The 18,224-nt window shown below is 46.7% G+C and carries 22 protein-coding genes and 2 tRNA genes; 19 read left to right on the plus strand and 5 right to left on the minus strand.

Annotated features, from left to right (window positions below):
* Positions 1-88: hypothetical protein (locus tag CDZ87_RS17590; RefSeq protein ID WP_157806483.1), on the minus strand; the 88-nt coding region annotated here is incomplete at its 3' end.
* A gap of 317 nt (positions 89-405) precedes the next feature.
* On the opposite strand from CDZ87_RS17590, the gene metK reads away from it, so the two are divergent.
* The 7 genes from metK to ruvX all read left to right on the plus strand — a co-directional run bounded on the left by metK (position 406) and on the right by ruvX (position 6,200).
* The gene (gene metK, locus CDZ87_RS15745) at positions 406-1,560 is read left to right on the plus strand and encodes a methionine adenosyltransferase (RefSeq protein WP_100754377.1); all 1,155 of its coding nucleotides are present in this window, start codon (positions 406-408) and stop codon (positions 1,558-1,560) included.
* A gap of 273 nt (positions 1,561-1,833) precedes the next feature.
* Positions 1,834-2,631: a DUF2189 domain-containing protein gene (locus tag CDZ87_RS15750; RefSeq protein ID WP_100754378.1), complete on the plus strand. Its 798-nt coding sequence runs from the start codon at positions 1,834-1,836 to the stop codon at positions 2,629-2,631.
* A gap of 77 nt (positions 2,632-2,708) precedes the next feature.
* Positions 2,709-3,206 carry a SprT family zinc-dependent metalloprotease gene (locus CDZ87_RS15755; RefSeq protein ID WP_100754395.1) on the plus strand — a complete coding sequence of 166 codons (498 nt, stop codon included), beginning with the start codon at positions 2,709-2,711 and terminating at the stop codon, positions 3,204-3,206.
* 228 nt (positions 3,207-3,434) lie between these two features.
* Positions 3,435-4,166, plus strand: coding sequence for a 16S rRNA (uracil(1498)-N(3))-methyltransferase (gene rsmE, locus CDZ87_RS15760; RefSeq protein WP_100754379.1), 732 nt, complete (start codon positions 3,435-3,437; stop codon positions 4,164-4,166).
* Positions 4,167-4,182: 16 nt separating this feature from the next.
* The gene (gshB, locus tag CDZ87_RS15765) at positions 4,183-5,133 is read left to right on the plus strand and encodes a glutathione synthase (protein WP_038173651.1); all 951 of its coding nucleotides are present in this window, start codon (positions 4,183-4,185) and stop codon (positions 5,131-5,133) included.
* A 47-nt stretch (positions 5,134-5,180) separates the two neighbouring features.
* Positions 5,181-5,744 (plus strand): YqgE/AlgH family protein, encoded by a 564-nt coding sequence (locus CDZ87_RS15770; RefSeq protein ID WP_100754380.1) that lies wholly within the window; start codon positions 5,181-5,183, stop codon positions 5,742-5,744.
* 33 nt (positions 5,745-5,777) lie between these two features.
* A complete protein-coding gene (ruvX, locus tag CDZ87_RS15775; RefSeq protein ID WP_100754381.1) occupies positions 5,778-6,200 on the plus strand; it encodes a Holliday junction resolvase RuvX in 423 nt (140 codons plus the stop codon).
* 88 nt (positions 6,201-6,288) lie between these two features.
* Here ruvX and CDZ87_RS15780 read toward each other — a convergent pair whose 3' ends face one another.
* Positions 6,289-7,395, minus strand: coding sequence for a PilT/PilU family type 4a pilus ATPase (locus tag CDZ87_RS15780; RefSeq protein WP_100754382.1), 1,107 nt, complete (start codon positions 7,393-7,395; stop codon positions 6,289-6,291).
* An 11-nt stretch (positions 7,396-7,406) separates the two neighbouring features.
* The gene (locus tag CDZ87_RS15785; RefSeq protein WP_100754383.1) at positions 7,407-8,444 is read right to left on the minus strand and encodes a type IV pilus twitching motility protein PilT; all 1,038 of its coding nucleotides are present in this window, start codon (positions 8,442-8,444) and stop codon (positions 7,407-7,409) included.
* 25 nt (positions 8,445-8,469) lie between these two features.
* Between CDZ87_RS15785 and CDZ87_RS15790 the strand changes: the two genes are divergently transcribed.
* The 7 genes from CDZ87_RS15790 (at position 8,470) to hemW (ending at position 13,236) form a co-directional block, all read left to right on the plus strand.
* Complete coding sequence (locus CDZ87_RS15790) at positions 8,470-9,186, plus strand: YggS family pyridoxal phosphate-dependent enzyme (RefSeq protein WP_100754384.1); 717 nt, start codon at positions 8,470-8,472, stop codon at positions 9,184-9,186.
* A 61-nt stretch (positions 9,187-9,247) separates the two neighbouring features.
* Positions 9,248-10,066: a pyrroline-5-carboxylate reductase gene (proC, locus tag CDZ87_RS15795; protein WP_100754385.1), complete on the plus strand. Its 819-nt coding sequence runs from the start codon at positions 9,248-9,250 to the stop codon at positions 10,064-10,066.
* Positions 10,067-10,104: 38 nt separating this feature from the next.
* Positions 10,105-10,662, plus strand: coding sequence for a YggT family protein (locus tag CDZ87_RS15800; protein ID WP_100754386.1), 558 nt, complete (start codon positions 10,105-10,107; stop codon positions 10,660-10,662).
* Positions 10,662-10,952 (plus strand): DUF167 family protein YggU, encoded by a 291-nt coding sequence (yggU, locus tag CDZ87_RS15805; protein ID WP_100754387.1) that lies wholly within the window; start codon positions 10,662-10,664, stop codon positions 10,950-10,952. The genes CDZ87_RS15800 and yggU overlap by 1 nt, the downstream gene beginning before the upstream one ends.
* Before the next feature lie 49 nt (positions 10,953-11,001).
* Positions 11,002-11,433, plus strand: a complete 432-nt coding sequence (locus CDZ87_RS15810; RefSeq protein WP_100754388.1) for a DUF4426 domain-containing protein — start codon at positions 11,002-11,004, stop codon at positions 11,431-11,433.
* 28 nt (positions 11,434-11,461) lie between these two features.
* Positions 11,462-12,058, plus strand: coding sequence for an XTP/dITP diphosphatase (locus tag CDZ87_RS15815; RefSeq protein WP_100754389.1), 597 nt, complete (start codon positions 11,462-11,464; stop codon positions 12,056-12,058).
* Positions 12,058-13,236, plus strand: a complete 1,179-nt coding sequence (gene hemW / locus CDZ87_RS15820; RefSeq protein ID WP_100754390.1) for a radical SAM family heme chaperone HemW — start codon at positions 12,058-12,060, stop codon at positions 13,234-13,236. The genes CDZ87_RS15815 and hemW overlap by 1 nt, the downstream gene beginning before the upstream one ends.
* 57 nt (positions 13,237-13,293) lie before the next feature.
* Here the strand turns inward: hemW and glsB are convergent, their stop codons facing one another.
* Both glsB and trmB read right to left on the minus strand, forming a co-directional pair.
* The gene (gene glsB, locus CDZ87_RS15825) at positions 13,294-14,214 is read right to left on the minus strand and encodes a glutaminase B (RefSeq protein WP_100754391.1); all 921 of its coding nucleotides are present in this window, start codon (positions 14,212-14,214) and stop codon (positions 13,294-13,296) included.
* A gap of 145 nt (positions 14,215-14,359) precedes the next feature.
* Positions 14,360-15,079 carry a tRNA (guanosine(46)-N7)-methyltransferase TrmB gene (gene trmB / locus CDZ87_RS15830; protein WP_100754392.1) on the minus strand — a complete coding sequence of 240 codons (720 nt, stop codon included), beginning with the start codon at positions 15,077-15,079 and terminating at the stop codon, positions 14,360-14,362.
* Positions 15,080-15,291: 212 nt separating this feature from the next.
* Here trmB and mutY point away from each other — a divergent pair, with 212 nt between their 5' ends.
* The 5 genes from mutY to CDZ87_RS15855 all read left to right on the plus strand — a co-directional run bounded on the left by mutY (position 15,292) and on the right by CDZ87_RS15855 (position 18,157).
* Positions 15,292-16,347 carry an A/G-specific adenine glycosylase gene (gene mutY / locus CDZ87_RS15835; protein WP_100754393.1) on the plus strand — a complete coding sequence of 352 codons (1,056 nt, stop codon included), beginning with the start codon at positions 15,292-15,294 and terminating at the stop codon, positions 16,345-16,347.
* 18 nt (positions 16,348-16,365) lie between these two features.
* A complete protein-coding gene (locus CDZ87_RS15840) occupies positions 16,366-16,638 on the plus strand; it encodes an oxidative damage protection protein (RefSeq protein WP_038173630.1) in 273 nt (90 codons plus the stop codon).
* 71 nt (positions 16,639-16,709) lie between these two features.
* Positions 16,710-17,843, plus strand: coding sequence for a membrane-bound lytic murein transglycosylase MltC (mltC, locus tag CDZ87_RS15845; RefSeq protein WP_100754394.1), 1,134 nt, complete (start codon positions 16,710-16,712; stop codon positions 17,841-17,843).
* Positions 17,844-17,949: 106 nt separating this feature from the next.
* A tRNA-Phe gene (locus CDZ87_RS15850) sits at positions 17,950-18,025 on the plus strand.
* A 56-nt stretch (positions 18,026-18,081) separates the two neighbouring features.
* Positions 18,082-18,157, plus strand: a tRNA-Thr gene (locus CDZ87_RS15855).
* Positions 18,158-18,224: the final 67 nt, after the last annotated feature.

Here is an 18,224-nt window from a genome sequence, read left to right on the forward strand (position 1 = left end):
GGGCGCCTGGGTGGCCAGAGTTAGCTTGTTGTACACCGTCCATGCTTAGGGCACGGATAGCATTAGCGAGGTGTTGACGAGAAGACATTTCAGCTCCTGAATGCGTTAAGCGAATCAAAAAATTGGACGATAATTCTCTCAAAGCCCCGCTAGCTGTGCAAACGATTTCCATCGGATTTGTCCTCGTATAACGGATATTTTCGTCTACTTTAATCAATAAGCCGATATTTTTATGAATCTTAAGCAAACGATTAACTTGTGGGGTGCGTAGAAAAAAGGCTTGTAATTCACACAAGCGAAATTAGAATAGACGTCTAGATGTAGATACACCTACAAACTCAAGTATTATTTTTCGGTGTTCTGAACTCGAATCGGAACCCTAATGTAAATTAAAGTGGAGCTCACATGGCTAAGCACCTGTTTACTTCTGAATCGGTATCAGAAGGTCATCCGGATAAAATTGCAGACCAAATTTCTGATGCTGTTCTTGATGCAATCATTGAACAAGATCCTAAAGCGCGTGTTGCGTGTGAAACCTACGTCAAGACCGGTATGGTCATGGTCGGTGGTGAAGTCACAACATCTGCATGGGTCGATATCGAAGAATTGACTCGTCAAACTGTGCGTGAAATCGGTTATGTCCATTCTGATATGGGTTTCGACGCTAACTCTTGTGCAGTCCTGAACACTATCGGTAAACAGTCACCAGACATCAACCAAGGTGTTGATAAAGCGGATCCAAAAGACCAAGGGGCTGGTGACCAAGGTATTATGTTCGGTTACGCGACCAACGAAACTGAAATTCTGATGCCTGCGCCAATCACTTACTCTCACCGTCTAGTGCAAAAACAAGCGGAAGTCCGTAAGAACGGCACCCTTCCTTGGCTACGTCCAGATGCAAAATCTCAGGTAACGTTCCAATACGACCAAGGTAAAATCGCTGGCATTGATGCAGTAGTACTTTCAACTCAGCACTGTGATTCAATCTCGACACCAGACCTACGTGAAGCGGTAATGGAAGAAATCATCAAGCCAGTATTGCCTTCAGAGTGGATCAATAAAGAGACTAAGTTCTTCATCAACCCAACGGGTCGCTTTGTAATCGGTGGTCCTATGGGAGACTGTGGTCTAACTGGTCGTAAGATCATTGTTGATACCTACGGCGGCGCAGCTCGTCACGGTGGTGGGGCATTCTCTGGTAAAGATCCATCAAAAGTTGACCGCTCAGCAGCATACGCCGCGCGTTACGTAGCGAAAAATATTGTTGCCGCTGGCCTAGCCGATCGTTGTGAAATCCAACTTTCTTACGCTATTGGTGTTGCTGATCCAACATCGATCATGGTTGAAACGTTTGGCACAGAGAAAGTGTCTCAAGAGATCATCATCGAAGCTGTGCGCCAGCACTTCGACCTGCGCCCATATGGTTTGCAAGAGATGCTCAATCTGCTCCAGCCAATCTATAGAAAAACAGCTGCATATGGTCACTTTGGTCGTGAAGAGTTCCCTTGGGAAGCAACTGACAAAGCTGCGCAACTACGCGAGTTCGCAGGTCTTAAGTAATCTCAGTAAGCCCTAAGCCAACTAACATTCCAAGCGCCTGACCTGTCAGGCGCTTTTTTTATCTGCGCAAAAATGCATTAAGAAATTTGTATTTTCTCACCAAGCGGTCAATAGTTAAAAATATGTTAACGAAAGCAATCGATGTTGCGTTTCCATTCGTAAACAATTATTAACTGATGCACCGCTTATGACGTCGCCAAGCCGGGCATCGAGTTTCGTTCACTGACAACTTAAATCTGTTGGTGTAGTTAGAGAATCGATCAAGGAGGATGTATGCCTCGTACGGTGAATCCAGATAATTTCGACGCTAAGCAAGACGAAGTGAAAGACACAGAGTACGCTCGCACGATTAAGTGTAATCAAGTCAGTATCTCTGCCCCATTTCATTGGCTATCACTCGGTCTGCATGACTTTGTGCGTATGCCGCTCATCAGTGCCTTTTACGGCTTGTGCTTTATGGCGGCCGCAATTGGCATTGTTTTATTAGTCCAATGGCAAGGCACCCATCTAGTGGTGATGCCAAGCCTGGTTGTTTACATGTTGATTGGGCCTTTCCTAGCTCTAGGCTTGTACGATGCGAGTTGGGAAAGAGAAAAAGGCCACAAGCCCAGTTTACTGCATTCAATGAAAGCCATTGGGCGTAACTCGACATCGCAATGGGCTTTTGCTGTGATGTTAGCGGTCTGTATGATTTTTTGGATGCGGATTGCCGCTTTACTCCACGCCCTATACCCTTCGGTACAAGGTGCTCCTCTGACTGACTTTATGCCTTTCTTAATTATTGGCTCTTTGGTCGGATTAATCTTAGCTTGTGTCGTATTCAGCATTTCAGCCTTCTCCATTCCTTTGATGATGGAACGACGCGTTGATGTGATGACTGCGGTTTTCTCAAGCTTCAATGCGGTCAAATCGAATATTTCCGCCATGATTGTCTGGGCTGCGCTTATCTGTGGCGGTATCTTGGTCGGCTTTGCCACCTACGGCATAGGCATGCTATTTACCATGCCAATTTTAGGTTATGCCACATGGCACGCTTACCATGAAATCATTAAAAAGAAACAAACCCCTTAAGTCGCACTGAGGTTTATTCCGGTATATGATTCGCCCCTGATAACGATGATTAGGGGCGATTTTTTGTGCAGCCAACAATAGACCAAGAACTGGAGTATCGGGCAACAAAGGTAATTGCTCGCTGCATTGCAACCGCTCAAATGACATTTAAGCGCACTTTTGCCGTCCCTAGCTTAAATTTTAAATTACGCGGCAAAGCTGCAGGCAAAGCGTATCTGCAACTCAATCAGATTCGTCTTAACCCCATTTTATTTACTGAGAATCAAGCGGCATTCCTCGATGAGGTGATCCCGCATGAAGTCGCCCACCTGATTACTTACCAAGTATATGGTCGCGTAAGACCGCACGGTAAAGAGTGGCAAGGCGTGATGGGAACCGTTTTTAATCTACCAGCAAAAACCACTCATGACTTCGAGGTGGCTTCTGTACAAGGCAAAACCTTCGAATATCGGTGTCACTGTCGCCATCACTCATTGTCGATCCGACGTCACAATAAAGTCATGCGCAATCAGGCCAGTTATCACTGCCAGCAGTGCCAACAATCCCTGAGCTTTACCGGCAAGCAACTCTCCTAATCAAACTGACTTGGAGCCGACTATTTTCGTTCATTCCATGAGTACGCGGAAAACCAACTTTTGTCGCACAACGCAATCGCAAGCATTATGGCGCCCTAGGGACCTAACGATATAACACCAAGTAGAGTGTGAAATTCTGAGCTGGAAACCCAGTTGAACCCTTGTTTTTTCACGACAAAGCATCCATGTTAGAGGGTAATCAATTCTCTTGCTGGAAATCGAAAAACAATGCGAATCCCTCGAATTTATCACCCACAAATCCTCCCCCAATTGGGTAAAGTTATGCTCAGTGATGATGCAGCCGGACACATCGGACGCGCGTTACGCATGAAAGAGGGCCAACAAGTGTTGTTATTTGATGGCAGTGGGGCAGAATTTCCAGCAGTGATTAGCGAAGTCAGCAAAAAGTCGGTTGAAGTAGAACTCACAGGGCGCATCGAGCGCAGTTGCGAATCTCCGCTTGATTTGCATTTAGGCCAAGTGGTTTCACGCGGCGATAAAATGGAGTTCACTATTCAAAAGTCGGTCGAGCTTGGTGTAAACACGATTACGCCTTTGATCTCAGAGCGCTGTGGCGTCAAGCTAGATCCAAAACGCTTTGAGAAAAAACTCATCCAATGGCAAAAGATCGCCATCAGCGCCTGTGAACAATGCGGACGCAACACGGTCCCCGTTATTCGCCCTATCATGTCGCTCGAAGAATGGTGCAGCGAAACATTCGATGGGCTAAAGCTCAACTTGCATCCTCGGGCCAAGTACTCGATCAATACACTACCGACACCCGTTGAAAAAGTTCGTCTCTTGATTGGTCCTGAAGGCGGATTATCCAGTGAAGAGATCGACATGACGCAAGACTATCAATTCGAAGAGACGCTACTCGGCCCACGCGTATTACGCACTGAAACTGCGGCTCTGACAGCAATTACCGCCCTGCAAGTTCGCTTCGGCGACCTCGGCTAAACGGAGAACACATAGAATGATCAAACTAGGCATTGTAATGGACCCCATCTCGTCCATTAACATCAAGAAAGACTCAAGCTTTGCTATGATGCTTGAAGCCCAACGCCGCGGCTACGAAATCCATTACATGGAAATGAGCGATCTCCATCTTGATCAAGGTGTGGCGATTGCCGATACCAAAGTGGTTGAGCTCAAAGAAGATCCAAACGGCTGGTATCAATTCAAATCAGAACAAACCATCGAACTGTCTCAACTTGATGCAGTATTAATGCGCAAAGATCCTCCTTTTGATACCGAGTATATATACGCCACCTACATTCTCGAGCGTGCAGAAGAACAAGGTACGTTGATCGTCAACAAGCCGCAAAGTCTGCGTGATTGCAACGAAAAGCTGTTCACGGCATGGTTCCCTGAACTCACTCCAACCACCATAGTAACGCGTAAAGCCGAAAAAATTAAAGCGTTCCGTGAAGAGCATGGTGATGTGATCCTCAAACCACTCGACGGTATGGGCGGTGCCTCTATTTTTCGCGTTAAAGAGAACGATCCTAACGTTTCTGTGATCATCGAAACCTTAACCAATCACGGCCAAAACTACGCGATGGCGCAAACTTTCGTCCCTGATATCAGTAACGGTGATAAGCGTATTCTAGTGGTTGATGGCGAACCTATGCCCTACTGCCTAGCGCGAATTCCAGCGAAAGGCGAAACCCGCGGCAATCTGGCAGCTGGTGGCACAGGTGAAGCGCGACCATTAAGTGAGACAGATAAACAGATCGCTGAGGCTGTAGCGCCTACACTTAAAGAAAAAGGACTCATTTTTGTCGGTCTCGACGTTATTGGTGACAAACTGACAGAAATCAATGTGACCAGCCCAACTTGCATTCGTGAGATTGAGGCCGCATTTGATGTGTCAATTACTGGCAAGTTAATGGACGCCATCGAGCGTCGCTTAAAAGCCAAATAATGATTAGGGCACGTCAATAGTTGCCCTTACTTTGTGCGGGAGTCTGTATGAATTTAACCAATCATTTTTTAGTGGCGATGCCAGGGATGAAAGATCCCTACTTCCAACGTAGCGTTATTTATGTGTGTGAACACAATGAAGAGGGCGCTATGGGTTTGATGATTAACACTCCCATCGATATCACCATCGGTAAAATGTTAGAGAAAGTCGACGTAGAGTCGGCGCATCCTAAATTACTCACCGAGAGCTTAGACAAGCCTGTCTTGAATGGCGGTCCTGTTTCTGAAGATCGTGGGTTTATTCTCCACCAGCCGAAAGATAAGTATGAGTCGAGCATCAAAATGACTGACCAGATATTTGTCACCACCTCAAAGGATATTTTGGGCGTGTTAGGCACAGAAGCAGAGCCCAACCATTACATTGTGGCACTTGGCTATGCAGGGTGGGAACCCGGCCAATTAGAGCTGGAACTGTCAGAAAACTCCTGGCTTACCGTTGAAGCGGATCCCAATGTGATGTTCGACACTCCAATCAATGAGCGTTGGCAAAAAGCGGTACAAATGCTCGGCATTGATGTCGCACAGTTGTCGAGTCAAATTGGTCACGCTTAACCAGCAACCACGTTAACTACAAGAAAGAAAACAATGTCTAGAACAATTATGGCTTTTGACTATGGCACAAAAAGCATCGGTAGTGCCATCGGCCAAGAGATCACAGGGACGGCTTCACCACTGAAAGCATTTAAAGCCAACGATGGCATTCCAAACTGGGATGAAATAGAAAAACAGCTCAAAGAGTGGCAGCCTGATTTAGTCGTAGTCGGCTTACCCACGGACTTACATGGCCGCGATCTTGAGACGATTACGCCGAGGGCAAAGAAGTTTGCCAACCGCCTACATGGTCGCTTTGGCGTGTCGGTAGAGCTACACGATGAGCGCCTCTCTACCACAGAGGCACGTGCTGATCTGTTCGAAATGGGGGGCTATAAGGCGCTCAGCAAAGGTAATGTTGATTGCCAATCTGCAGTAGTCATTTTGGAAAGCTGGTTTGAAGCGCGGTACGGTTAGCGAGCAATGTTTGAAGGGTGGGCATGACTGTCTGCTCTTCTGTTTTGCAATCAATTAAGTCTCGCAGCGCAGCGTTTTTTCATATGGCCTAATCCATATCGATTTTTACATCAGCTAAACTCCCCGACGAAAAACCTGTCCCGCGCTGAGTCTTAATCATCATGCGTAAATCATTGGCCGAGTCGGCGCTGTGCATCGCCTCTTGTTCGTCAATCTTACCCTCGATGATTAGCTGATACAGTGCTTGGTCAAAAGTCTGCATACCACTTTGGCTCGATTTCGCCATCACTGCTTTCAATTCATGCAGATCACCACGACGAATTAAATCGGCCATCCGCGGCGTATTCAGTAACACTTCAAATACACCGTGACGACCTTTCCCTTGGCTATCACGAATCAATTGTTGACCAATAACACCACGTAAATTCATCGACAGATCAAACAAAAACTGCTCTTTTTGCTCTTTGGGCACTAAATGGAGAATACGCTCTAAAGCCTGATTGGCATTATTGGCGTGCAGTGTAGCCAAACAAAGATGGCCAGTTTCGGCAAACATCATTGCATACTGCATGGTTTCACGACTACGGATCTCACCGATCACAATCATATCTGGCGCTTGGCGCAATGAGTTTTTTAGCGCCACCTCATAGCTTTCGGTATCAAGCCCCACTTCCCGCTGCGTCACAATACACTGGTGATGAGGATGAACAAATTCGATCGGATCTTCCACCGTCAAAATGTGGCCGCTGCGATTTGTATTACGGTAGCCCGTCATAGCGGCCATAGTGGTTGACTTACCCGACCCGGTTGCACCCACCACCAACACCAATCCTCGCTTGGTAAGCGCAAGATCCTTGAGCACTTGTGGCAATTTAAGCTGTTCGATCGTTGGAATGGTCGTTTCTATCCGACGAATCACCGCACCAGGCAACTCTCGTTGAAAAAATGCTGAGACTCGGTAACGGCCGTAATCGCGCACGATGGCAAAGTTAGCCTCATGAGTGGTCACGTAGTCATGTTGACGCTGAGCATCCATCATACTATTGAGCAACGCTTCAAGCCGTGTTCGATCGAGAACTTCACCTTCACCGCGCAGTTCACCATCAATACGATACAAAATAGGCGCTCCAACCGTTAAATAGACATCCGAAGCTTTATCATCGTTCATTCGTTGCAGGCAGGTATCAATATCCATCTTCGCCTCTCTTAAAACATGCTCGATTCAATGTCGATTTTTTTCGCTACTTCAGCTTGTTCAACCATACCTTGAGCGACCAACTGTTTGGCATTTTGCTCCATCGTCTGCATACCATGTGCAGCACCCGTTTGGATAACGGAGACCATTTGCGCGACCTTATCTTCACGAATCAGGTTACGAATCGCAGGGGTCGCCATCATGATCTCATGGCAGGCAATCCGACCACCACCAACACGTTTGATTAACTTTTGCGCAATGACCGCTTTAAGGGATTCCGACAGCATTGAACGCACCATCTCTTTGTCGCTGCCTGGAAAGACATCAATAATTCGGTCGATAGTCTTCGCCGCTGAACTAGTATGCAGTGTGCCAAACACCAAGTGACCCGTTTCCGCCGCTGTTAACGCCAAACTGATCGTCTCTTGATCGCGTAACTCACCAACAAGGATTACATCCGGATCTTCACGCAGAGCACTACGCAATGCATTGTTGAAACTGTGCGTGTCTCGGTGAACTTCACGTTGGTTAATCAAACATTTATTGTTGCTATGAACAAATTCAATTGGATCTTCGATGGTGAGGATGTGCTTATTATGATTACGATTGATGTAATCAACCATGGCCGCCAACGTCGTCGACTTACCCGATCCTGTCGGTCCAGTAACCAGCACTAACCCTTTCTCCATGTTGGCAATGCTTTCAAAAATTTGGGGCGTCGCCAGTTGCTCTAAGGTAGGAATATCCGTTGGGATAGTACGAAACACCGCCGCGCAGCCGCGCGATTGGTTGAACGCATTAACGCGAAAGCGTCCGACATCTGGCAGTTCAAAGGAAAAATCAGCCTCAAGGCGTTCTTCAAACTCACGACGTTGAGCATCATTCATAATATCAAACACCAAACGGTGTACATCTGAATGGCTAAAAGGTGGTACGCCAAGCTTGCGAACTTCCCCATCAATCCGCACCATAGGAGATACTCCAGCAGAAAGATGTAGATCTGATGCATTATGCTTTACACTAAAATCCAGTAACTCAGTGATATCCATTTAAAATCCTTAAGTAAAATCTGCTATGACTAGTATTCAACAAAACATTGAACAGATCACCTCACAGATTAAAAGCGCACAACAAAAGTGTGGACGCAGTCTAGACACAGTGCAACTTCTCGCGGTGAGTAAAACGAAACCGGTGGAGGCAATTCTCGAGGCCGCTCAGGCAGGTCAACGCGCCTTTGGTGAGAATTACGTCCAAGAAGGAGCCGATAAAGTAGCTTACTTCAACCAACACCACCCTGAATTAGCATTAGAATGGCACTTTATTGGCCCGATTCAGTCGAATAAATCACGCCATGTGGCGGAAAACTTTGCTTGGGTCCATACCGTGGACCGCGCCAAGATAGTGCAGCGCTTAAATGACCAACGTCCACAAGGGATGCCGCAACTACAGGTGCTTATCCAAGTGAATACCAGCGGTGAGACATCAAAGTCAGGTATCAGTAATAATGACATCTTTCAGCTTGCAGAGTTGATTTCTTCTCTGCCCAACCTCACGTTAAGAGGACTGATGTCGATTCCTGCCAATGTGGGCAACTATCAGTCACAGCTAGCAGCATTCAATCAATTGGCACAGCTAAAACATAAGTTGGCTGAGCGCTTCCCAGAGCACAATATCGATACACTATCGATGGGGATGAGTGGCGATATGCAAGCAGCGATTGAAGCGGGCTCAACCATGGTACGTATTGGTACCGCTATTTTTGGTGCTCGTGACTATTCGAGCGTGAACTAATTGGGTCTGGTGCGAACGAATTGAGCAACAAAACCCCAAGTAATTAAGGATAGAGTCACCCATGGAACACAACAAGATTGCCTTTATCGGTGCAGGAAATATGGTTAGTGCGATTGTATCTGGCCTGGTTTCCGATGGATACCCAGCAGAGCTCATTACTGCCACGGCGCCCTCTGAAACGCGACGTTTGCCGCTTGAGCAGCAGCTTGGTATTAACACCACCAGCGACAATCTAAAGGCTGCACAACAAGCCGATGTGGTGGTTCTATCGGTAAAACCGCAGATGATGGCCGATGTGTGCAAACCGCTGCAAGCTATCGATTTTAGCCATAAACTGGTCATATCAATTGCGGCGGGTATCAACTGCGAACGATTGAATCAGATGCTAAATAGCCAGCTCAATCTGGTGCGCGTGATGCCAAATACTCCTTCTCAACTGGGTTTGGGAATGAGTGGGCTGTTTGCTCCGACGCACGTCGCTGAGCAAGACAAAGCATTTGCAGCACAACTGATGCAAGCGGTAGGAAAAGTATGCTGGGTCGAGCACGAATCAGGGATTAACAATGTGATTGCCGCAGCCGGCAGCGCACCTGCGTATTTCTTCTTATTTATGGAAGCAATGCAAGCTGAAGCGATGGCACAAGGCTTCGATCAACCGACAGCGCGCCAGTTAGTGCAACAAGCCGCGCTTGGCGCAGCGAGTATGGTGGTTGAGAATCCTGAGACTGAATTGTCGACATTGCGTGAAAACGTGACATCTAAAGGCGGAACAACCGCCGAAGCACTAAGAACATTCAACGATCATCAACTTTCGGATATAGTCGCTAAAGCCATGCAAGCTGCAGTGGCACGCGCCGAAGAGATGGAAAAACTATTTTAATTGTCAGAGCATGTTGCTCTAGAAAATAAGGGTCACCTATGAATTCAATGAGTTTTCTGATATCCACCCTGTTTGATCTCTACATCATGGTAGTGATCTTGCGGATCTGGCTACAAGCGGCTCGAGCTGATTTCTACAATCCGTTTTCTCAGTTCATTGTCAAAGTCACACAACCTGTGGTCGCTCCGCTACGCCGCGTGATTCCATCAGTGGGAAGTCTCGATTTGGCGACGGTATTATTCGCTTACGTCTTGTGTGTGCTTAAATTTGTTGCCCTTATTTTGATCGCGTCGGGCGGTTCGGTTTCATTCAGTGCCGACTTTTTGCTCCTCGGTATGCTTTCATTGCTGAAAGCCGCCGGCGGGTTACTATTCTGGGTATTATTGCTGCGCGCAATTTTAAGCTGGGTAAGCCAAGGTCGTAGCCCTGTTGAGTATGTATTCCATCAACTAACAGAACCGATGTTAGCGCCAATTCGTCGCATCATTCCGGCGATGGGCGGTTTTGACCTCAGTGTCCTAGTGCTGTTTATTGTATTGCAGTTTGCCAATTTCTTAATGGGCGATTTGATCGGCCCAGTTTGGCATCAACTATAATGTCTCAAGCGGCTTGGTTTGATGGCGATGACTTAGTACTTCGCCTCTATATTCAACCTAAAGCCAGCCGAGACAAAATTGTTGGTGAGCATGGTGAAGAGCTCAAAGTCGCCATCACCGCACCGCCGGTCGATGGCAAAGCAAATGCTCATTTAAATAAATTCCTCGCCAAGCAATTTAAAGTGGCCAAAGGGTTCATCAACATAGAAAAAGGTCAGCTAGGACGGCATAAACAAGTCAGGATTAGCTCACCAAGTCAGATTCCAGCAGAGATTAAAGCCATCCTATGATGGCTTTTCTTTTGGTATCTTCTATAGCAACACAACACAAGGAAATCCCATGAAACAATGGTTGGTATTATTGCTAGTCACAACGCTAACACTGCCCGCATGGGCAGGCCAATTCAAAACAATTAAAGATGTCGAAGTCCACTACTCAGCGTTCAACTCGACGTTTTTAACCGCCCAAGTTGCCCGTAGCTATCAACTTAAACGCAATGGCTATTCGGCGATTCTGAATATCAGCGTGCTCGATAACTCTCAAGTAGGCAAACCCGCAACCACAGCGACCGTCTCTGGCAGCAGCAAAAATCTCATTGGTCAAACTCGCCAACTGAGTTTTAAAGAAGTCAAAGAAGGTGACGCGATTTACTACCTCGCCGAATTTCCCATCTCTGACGAGGAACGACTGACCTTTGATATCGATGTTAATGCTGGCATTAAAGGCACGGGAAGATTAAAGTTCAGCCAGAAATTTTATGTAGAAGAGTAATGCCGTGCGCATTAGGAGACGAATCCCCATGAGCAAGATTGTTTTAGCCACTGGTAACCAAGGTAAAGTTCGTGAAATGGCCGGCTTATTGGCCGAATTTGGTTTTGATGTCGTGGCGCAGAGCGAGTTCAACATTTCTGAGGCTGCTGAAACTGGCACCACCTTTATCGAGAATGCCATAATCAAAGCACGCCACGCAGCAAAGCAAACGGGCTTACCAGCGATTGCCGATGACTCTGGCCTTGAAGTCGACGCCCTAAATGGCGCACCAGGTATTTACTCGGCGCGCTATGCAGGAGAAAACGCGAGCGATCAACAAAACCTCAATAAGTTGCTTGCAGCAATGCAAGATATACCTGAAGAGAAACGCACTGCGCGTTTTCACTGCGTATTGGTTCTAATGCGCCACGAAAATGACCCAACACCGATTGTGTGTCATGGTCAATGGCAAGGCCGTATACTTACTCAAGCACACGGCGAAAATGGCTTTGGCTATGATCCTGTGTTTTATGTTCCTGAAGAGAACTGCGCTTCTGCCGAGCTCGAACCTGCGCGTAAAAAGCAGCTATCACACCGTGGTAAAGCGCTACAACAGTTGTTTTCGATCCTGGCCGAGCAACAATAATGGGCCAGCTAACTCCCCCTGATTTGAGCCTTTATGTACACATCCCGTGGTGTGTACAAAAGTGCCCCTATTGTGATTTCAACTCACACGAGCTCAAAGCGGAGATTCCAGAACAAGCCTACATCGCTGCGTTACTGCAAGATTTAGATAATGACATTGAACGCTACCAATTAAATGCGAATCCGCGCCCACTGCACTCCATTTTTATTGGTGGCGGAACGCCAAGCCTTATCTCGGCTCAAGGTATTAAAGATCTGCTACAAGGCATTGAGCTGCGCATCCCGTTCAAGCCCGCAATTGAAATCACCATGGAAGCCAACCCTGGCACCATCGAAGCGGAGCGTTTTGCAGGGTATCGCCGCGCTGGAGTGACACGCATCTCTATCGGTGTACAGAGCTTCGAGCAACAAAAGCTTATCAGACTAGGTCGGATTCACGGTCAGGAAGAAGCCGTCAATGCGGCCAAATTAGCCCATCAAATTGGCTTAAACAGCTTTAACCTCGATCTTATGCACGGTTTACCGGATCAATCGGTTGAACAAGCGCTAGGCGATTTAGACCAAGCCATTGCACTCAATCCTCCGCACCTCTCTTGGTATCAGTTAACCATTGAGCCTAATACCCTGTTTTATTACAAGCAGCCAATTTTGCCTGATGATGACGACTTATGGGATATTTTTGCACAAGGGCATCAAAAACTGACGGCGGCTGGTTATGTCCAATATGAGATATCCGGCTACAGCAAACCCGGTTATCAATGTCAGCATAATCTCAACTATTGGCGCTTTGGTGACTACCTAGGCATTGGTTGCGGGTCACACGGAAAGCTGAGTTTCTCTGATGGGCGCATTATACGAACCACTAAAATCAAGCACCCTAGAGGCTACCTCGCAGCGTTTGATAATATGGTCAAGCCCTACCTAAATAGTGAGGTAGAGGTTGCGGCGCAAGATAGGCCTTTCGAGTTCTTTATGAACCGCTTTCGCCTGATAGAAGCCTGCCCAAAACAAGATTTCATTGACACGACTGGGCTTGAATTTAGCTCGATTGAGCCGACCATTAACTGGGCAATTGAGATGGGGTACCTCAATCAAACCCAGACACACTGGCAAATTAGCGAGAAAGGTAAACTGTTTTTAAACGACTTGCTCGAAGCCTTTATGGCGGAAGAAGAATAAGATCAGAGTGATGAGATAATAACGCTGCGCAAGCATCTGCGCAGCCTTCTCTTCAGGCTAAAATATCGAGCGGCCGATACGCTCGGACAATAGCTCTAACGCTTTGGTACCCGCCAATGAGTTGCCTGATGGGTCAAGCTCTGGCGACCAAACCGCGATAGTCATTTCACCCGGAACGATGGCAATAATACCGCCACCGACGCCTGACTTACCCGGCATGCCGACACGATATGCAAACTCACCAGCACCATCATACAAGCCACATGTCGCGAGCAAGGCATTAAGCTGCTTAGTTTGCGTTGCGGTAATCACCGCTTTACCCGTTTGTACCGATGTTCCTTTGTTGGCCAAGTAACTAAAGGTTTTTGCCAGATCAACACAGCTCATTTTCAGCGAGCAGGCATGAAAGTAATTATTCAACACCGGGATAACTTCATTTTCAAAATTACCAAACGAGCGCATCAAATAGGCAATCGCCGCGTTACGATCACTGTGCATCATTTCTGAGGCGGCAACGGTTTTGTCGTAGCAAATATGGGTATCACCAGAAAGCTGGCGCACAAACTCTAGCAGACGCTGACGCGGCGCAGAAAGGCGACTATTGAGTAAGTCAGCCACCACAATTGCCCCGGCGTTAATAAATGGATTGCGCGGGATGCCTTGTTCCATCTCAAGCTGAATTAATGAGTTAAACGCTTGACCAGAGGGCTCTTTCCCCACTCTCGACCAGATCTCTTCCGGCTTATACAAGCCCAAGGCAAGAGTGAGGCTGAGCGCTTTCGAGATCGACTGAATAGAAAATGCTTCATTAGCATCGCCCGCTTGTATCACTTGGCCTTGGTTGGTAAACACCGCGATAGCGAGTTTATGCGCCGGCACTTTCGCCAAAGCAGGAATATAATTAGCCACTTTCCCGTGGCCAATTAACGGCCGTACTTCGTTGAGAATATCAGCAAGAATTTCTGGTGTTGGTTTCATCATCAACCTTAAAAATCAATTAGTTATTATTATTTTCTTCTAGGGTCAAAAAAACCAACATCAAGTGTTGGCTTTCGCAATCATCATTTAAAGCGCTAAGTTACTGCAAACACAGCAGCGCGGCTACGGCTACCACAAGCGTCGTTTATTTTACGCGCTTGTATTTGATATCCCAAACACCGTGACCTAAACGATGCCCGCGAGCTTCGAATTTCGTCAGTGGGCGCTCTTCAGGGCGAGGGACAAAGTCACCGTCTGGCGCAATATTCTCGAAGTCTGGCGCTTGGTTCATCACTTCAATCATGTGCTCAGCGTAATTTTCCCAATCGGTCGCCATATGGAAAATGCCTTCACCAACAATGAGCTTTTGACGCACCATTTCGGCAAAATCGAGCTGAACAATACGGCGCTTGTGGTGACGTTTTTTGTGCCAAGGGTCTGGGAAAAACAGCTGCAGCGTTGCAAGACTGCTGTCTGGAATCATGTGAGCAAACACTTCAACCGCATCGTGACACATCACGCGTAAATTCGTCACGCCGGCTTCACGAGCGTCAGAAAGGCACGCACCCACACCTGGGCTGTGGACCTCAATACCCAAGAAGTTTTTCTCTGGCGCATTCTTCGCCATTTCAACCAATGATGCGCCCATACCGAAACCAATTTCAAGTACCACGGGATTGTCGTTACCAAACACTTGTTGCCAATCAAGCAGCGTGTCTTGGTAATCAATTCCCATTGTCGGCCAACATTCATTCATCGCATTTTCCTGACCTTTGGTCAGACGACCTTCGCGTCGAACAAAACTGCGAATTTTGCGTATCAGTTTACCGTCTTCGTTGTATTCGTTAGTGGTCACTTCACTCATGATTTTGCCTGTTTAAAAATTGGTCTCGCCTGAAAGGGATTGTGATTATCCAAAGAATCGTCATTGGTGCAAGTATTTTAGCGCAATTCGCCGCTTATTAGCCTTGGCTTGCAAACTTTATGACGTTTATCCTTACTGTTTATCGGTTGTACTTTACCCAATATTTGTGGTGCAATTTTATCTGATTAAAAATATAAAATGTTGAGCAGACCGTGACTCCTTTCGCTAACGCCATTTTACAGTGGTATAAAAATTATGGGCGTAAAAGCCTACCGTGGCAGCATAATAAGACCGCTTATAGTGTATGGCTGTCGGAAATTATGCTGCAGCAGACTCAAGTGACGACGGTTATCCCGTACTATCAACGATTTCTTGAACGCTTCCCAACCGTGGTCGATCTCGCCAATGCAGAGCAAGACGAAGTGTTGCATTTGTGGACCGGGCTCGGCTATTACGCTCGGGCGCGTAACCTGCACAAAGCCGCCAAGACCGTTGCAGAGCAATATCACGGCGAGTTTCCACTCGATATCGAGCAGATGAATGCTTTACCGGGTATTGGTCGTTCAACAGCGGCGGCGATTCTGTCATCGGTCTATAAACAGCCACACGCTATTTTAGATGGCAATGTCAAACGTACCCTCGCGCGCTGCTTTGCCGTAGAAGGTTGGCCAGGACAGAAGAAAGTAGAAAGTCAACTCTGGCAACACGCAGAAAACCATACGCCTCAGGTCGATGTCGATAAATATAACCAAGCCATGATGGATATGGGCGCCATGGTCTGTACGCGCAGCAAACCTAAATGTACCTTATGTCCGGTAGTAACGTTATGCCAAGCGAATAAACAAGGCAATCCATTAGATTATCCGGGGAAAAAGCCCAAAAAAGACAAACCGATTAAAGAGACTTGGTTTGCTATGCTGCACTACAATGGCTACGTTTGGCTTGAACAAAGACCGCAAACCGGAATTTGGGGTGGACTGTTTTGCTTTCCTGAAAATCAGCACGCTGATTTGTCTCATCCTCTCGAAATGCGTGGCGTCACCTCTGCAACGATCAAGCGTCAAACACAACTGATCGCCTTTCGCCACACTTTCAGTCACTACCACCTCGATATCACACCTATTTTGCTAGACCTATCAAAGCAACCCGATGTGGTAATGGAAGCAAGCAAAGGTCTTTGGTATAACTTATCTCAACCAGAAGAGATCGGTTTGGCTGCACCAGTAAAACAACTGCTGCAAAGCCTACCCCATGAACTTCACCGTTAATTATTTTAAGGAATCGTTATGAGCCGCACTGTATTTTGTACCCGACTACAAAAAGAAGCCGAAGGTCTCGACTTTCAGCTCTACCCAGGTGAGCTAGGAAAACGTATTTTTGACAACATTTCTAAACCAGCATGGGCTGAGTGGCAACACAAACAGACTATGCTGATCAATGAAAAGAAACTGAATATGATGGATCCTGAGCACCGTAAGTTGATCGAAACCGAAATGGTCAACTTCCTATTCGAAGGCAAAGACGTTCATATCGAAGGCTATACACCACCTAGCGAGTAAGGTTAGGTCCAAGAGAAGCACAACCGAAATGACATCATTGTCCGCAGTGATGTCATTTTTTTAGGAAACCTATGAGAAAGTTAACGTACCTGTTGGTGGCGTTTGCTCTGACTGGCTGCAGTCGTGAGTTTATTGAAAACATTTATCGCGTTGATTACGAACCTACCAATCGCTTTGCCAAAAATTTGGCTCAATTGCCTGGCCAGTTTGAAAAAGACACCGCCGCTCTTGATTCATTAATCGGTAGCTTTTCTGGCAATATTGAGAAGCGATGGGGGCGAAATGAGATCAAATTTGCCGGTAAAAGCAATTACGTCAAATACATCGATAACTATCTTAGCCGATCTGAGGTTAACTTCGACAAGGGCTTGATCACGATTGAGACGGTCTCTTCCACCGATCCCAAAGCACATCTGAAAAACGCCATAATCACAACGTTACTCACTCCAGACGATCCTGCTAATGTCGATTTATTCTCGTCGAAAGAGATTACTTTAGAAGGTCAACCTTTTCTCTATCGTCAAGTTGTCGACCAAGATAACAAGGCAATTCAATGGTCATGGCGCGCTAACCGCTTTGCAGACTATCTGATTGCCAACAAACTCAAAGTGAAAGATGTCGACTTCAAGAAAGCCTACTATGTCGAAATTCCTATGGTGGCCGAACAATTCGAAATTCGTAGTTACCAATACGCCGACATCGTTCAACGTGCATCAAAGAAATATGGCATACCAGAAGATTTGATCTATGCGATCATTAAAACCGAGAGCAGTTTCAACCCCTACGCCGTCAGCTGGGCCAATGCCTATGGACTGATGCAAGTTGTACCGAAAACCGCTGGGCGTGATGTTTTCGAGTTAGTAAAGAAGAAACCTGGACAGCCAAGTCCTGAATATCTGTTCAATCCAGAGAATAATATTGATACTGGCACCGCTTATTTTTACATCCTGAAAAATCGGTACCTTAAGGAGGTCCGTCATCCAATGTCACTGGAGTACAGTATGATTTCCGCCTACAACGGCGGCACTGGTGGAGTACTGAATACGTTTAACCGTAGTGACCGTAAACGTGCCATGCGCGATCTTAACTCACTACAGCCGAATCAGGTTTATTGGGCGTTAACCCAAAAGCATCCGAATGCAGAAGCGCGCCGTTACTTACAAAAAGTGACCAAGTTCAAAAAAGATTTCAATTCAAGTAAGTAATAACTGCCTATTTTGATTAAATAATCAGCACTTAGCCGTTTTTTTTGAATTTTTTCTAAAAACAAGTTGACGGCAAAGAGGAAAATCCGTTTAATAGCGCTCCGTTGCCCGGATAGCTCAGTCGGTAGAGCAGAGGATTGAAAATCCTCGTGTCGGTGGTTCGATTCCGCCTCCGGGCACCACAATTTAATTGTTGGTGTCTTTAGATAGCAACAAAATAAGCAAAGAATATTAGTGTGCCGACTTAGCTCAGTAGGTAGAGCAACTGACTTGTAATCAGTAGGTCACCAGTTCGACTCCGGTAGTCGGCACCATTCTTTTGCCTCGATAGCTCAGTCGGTAGAGCAGAGGATTGAAAATCCTCGTGTCGGTGGTTCGATT

It is taken from the genome of Vibrio salilacus (genome assembly GCF_002811245.1).
In the GTDB taxonomy this organism is placed as follows: domain Bacteria; phylum Pseudomonadota; class Gammaproteobacteria; order Enterobacterales; family Vibrionaceae; genus Vibrio; species Vibrio salilacus.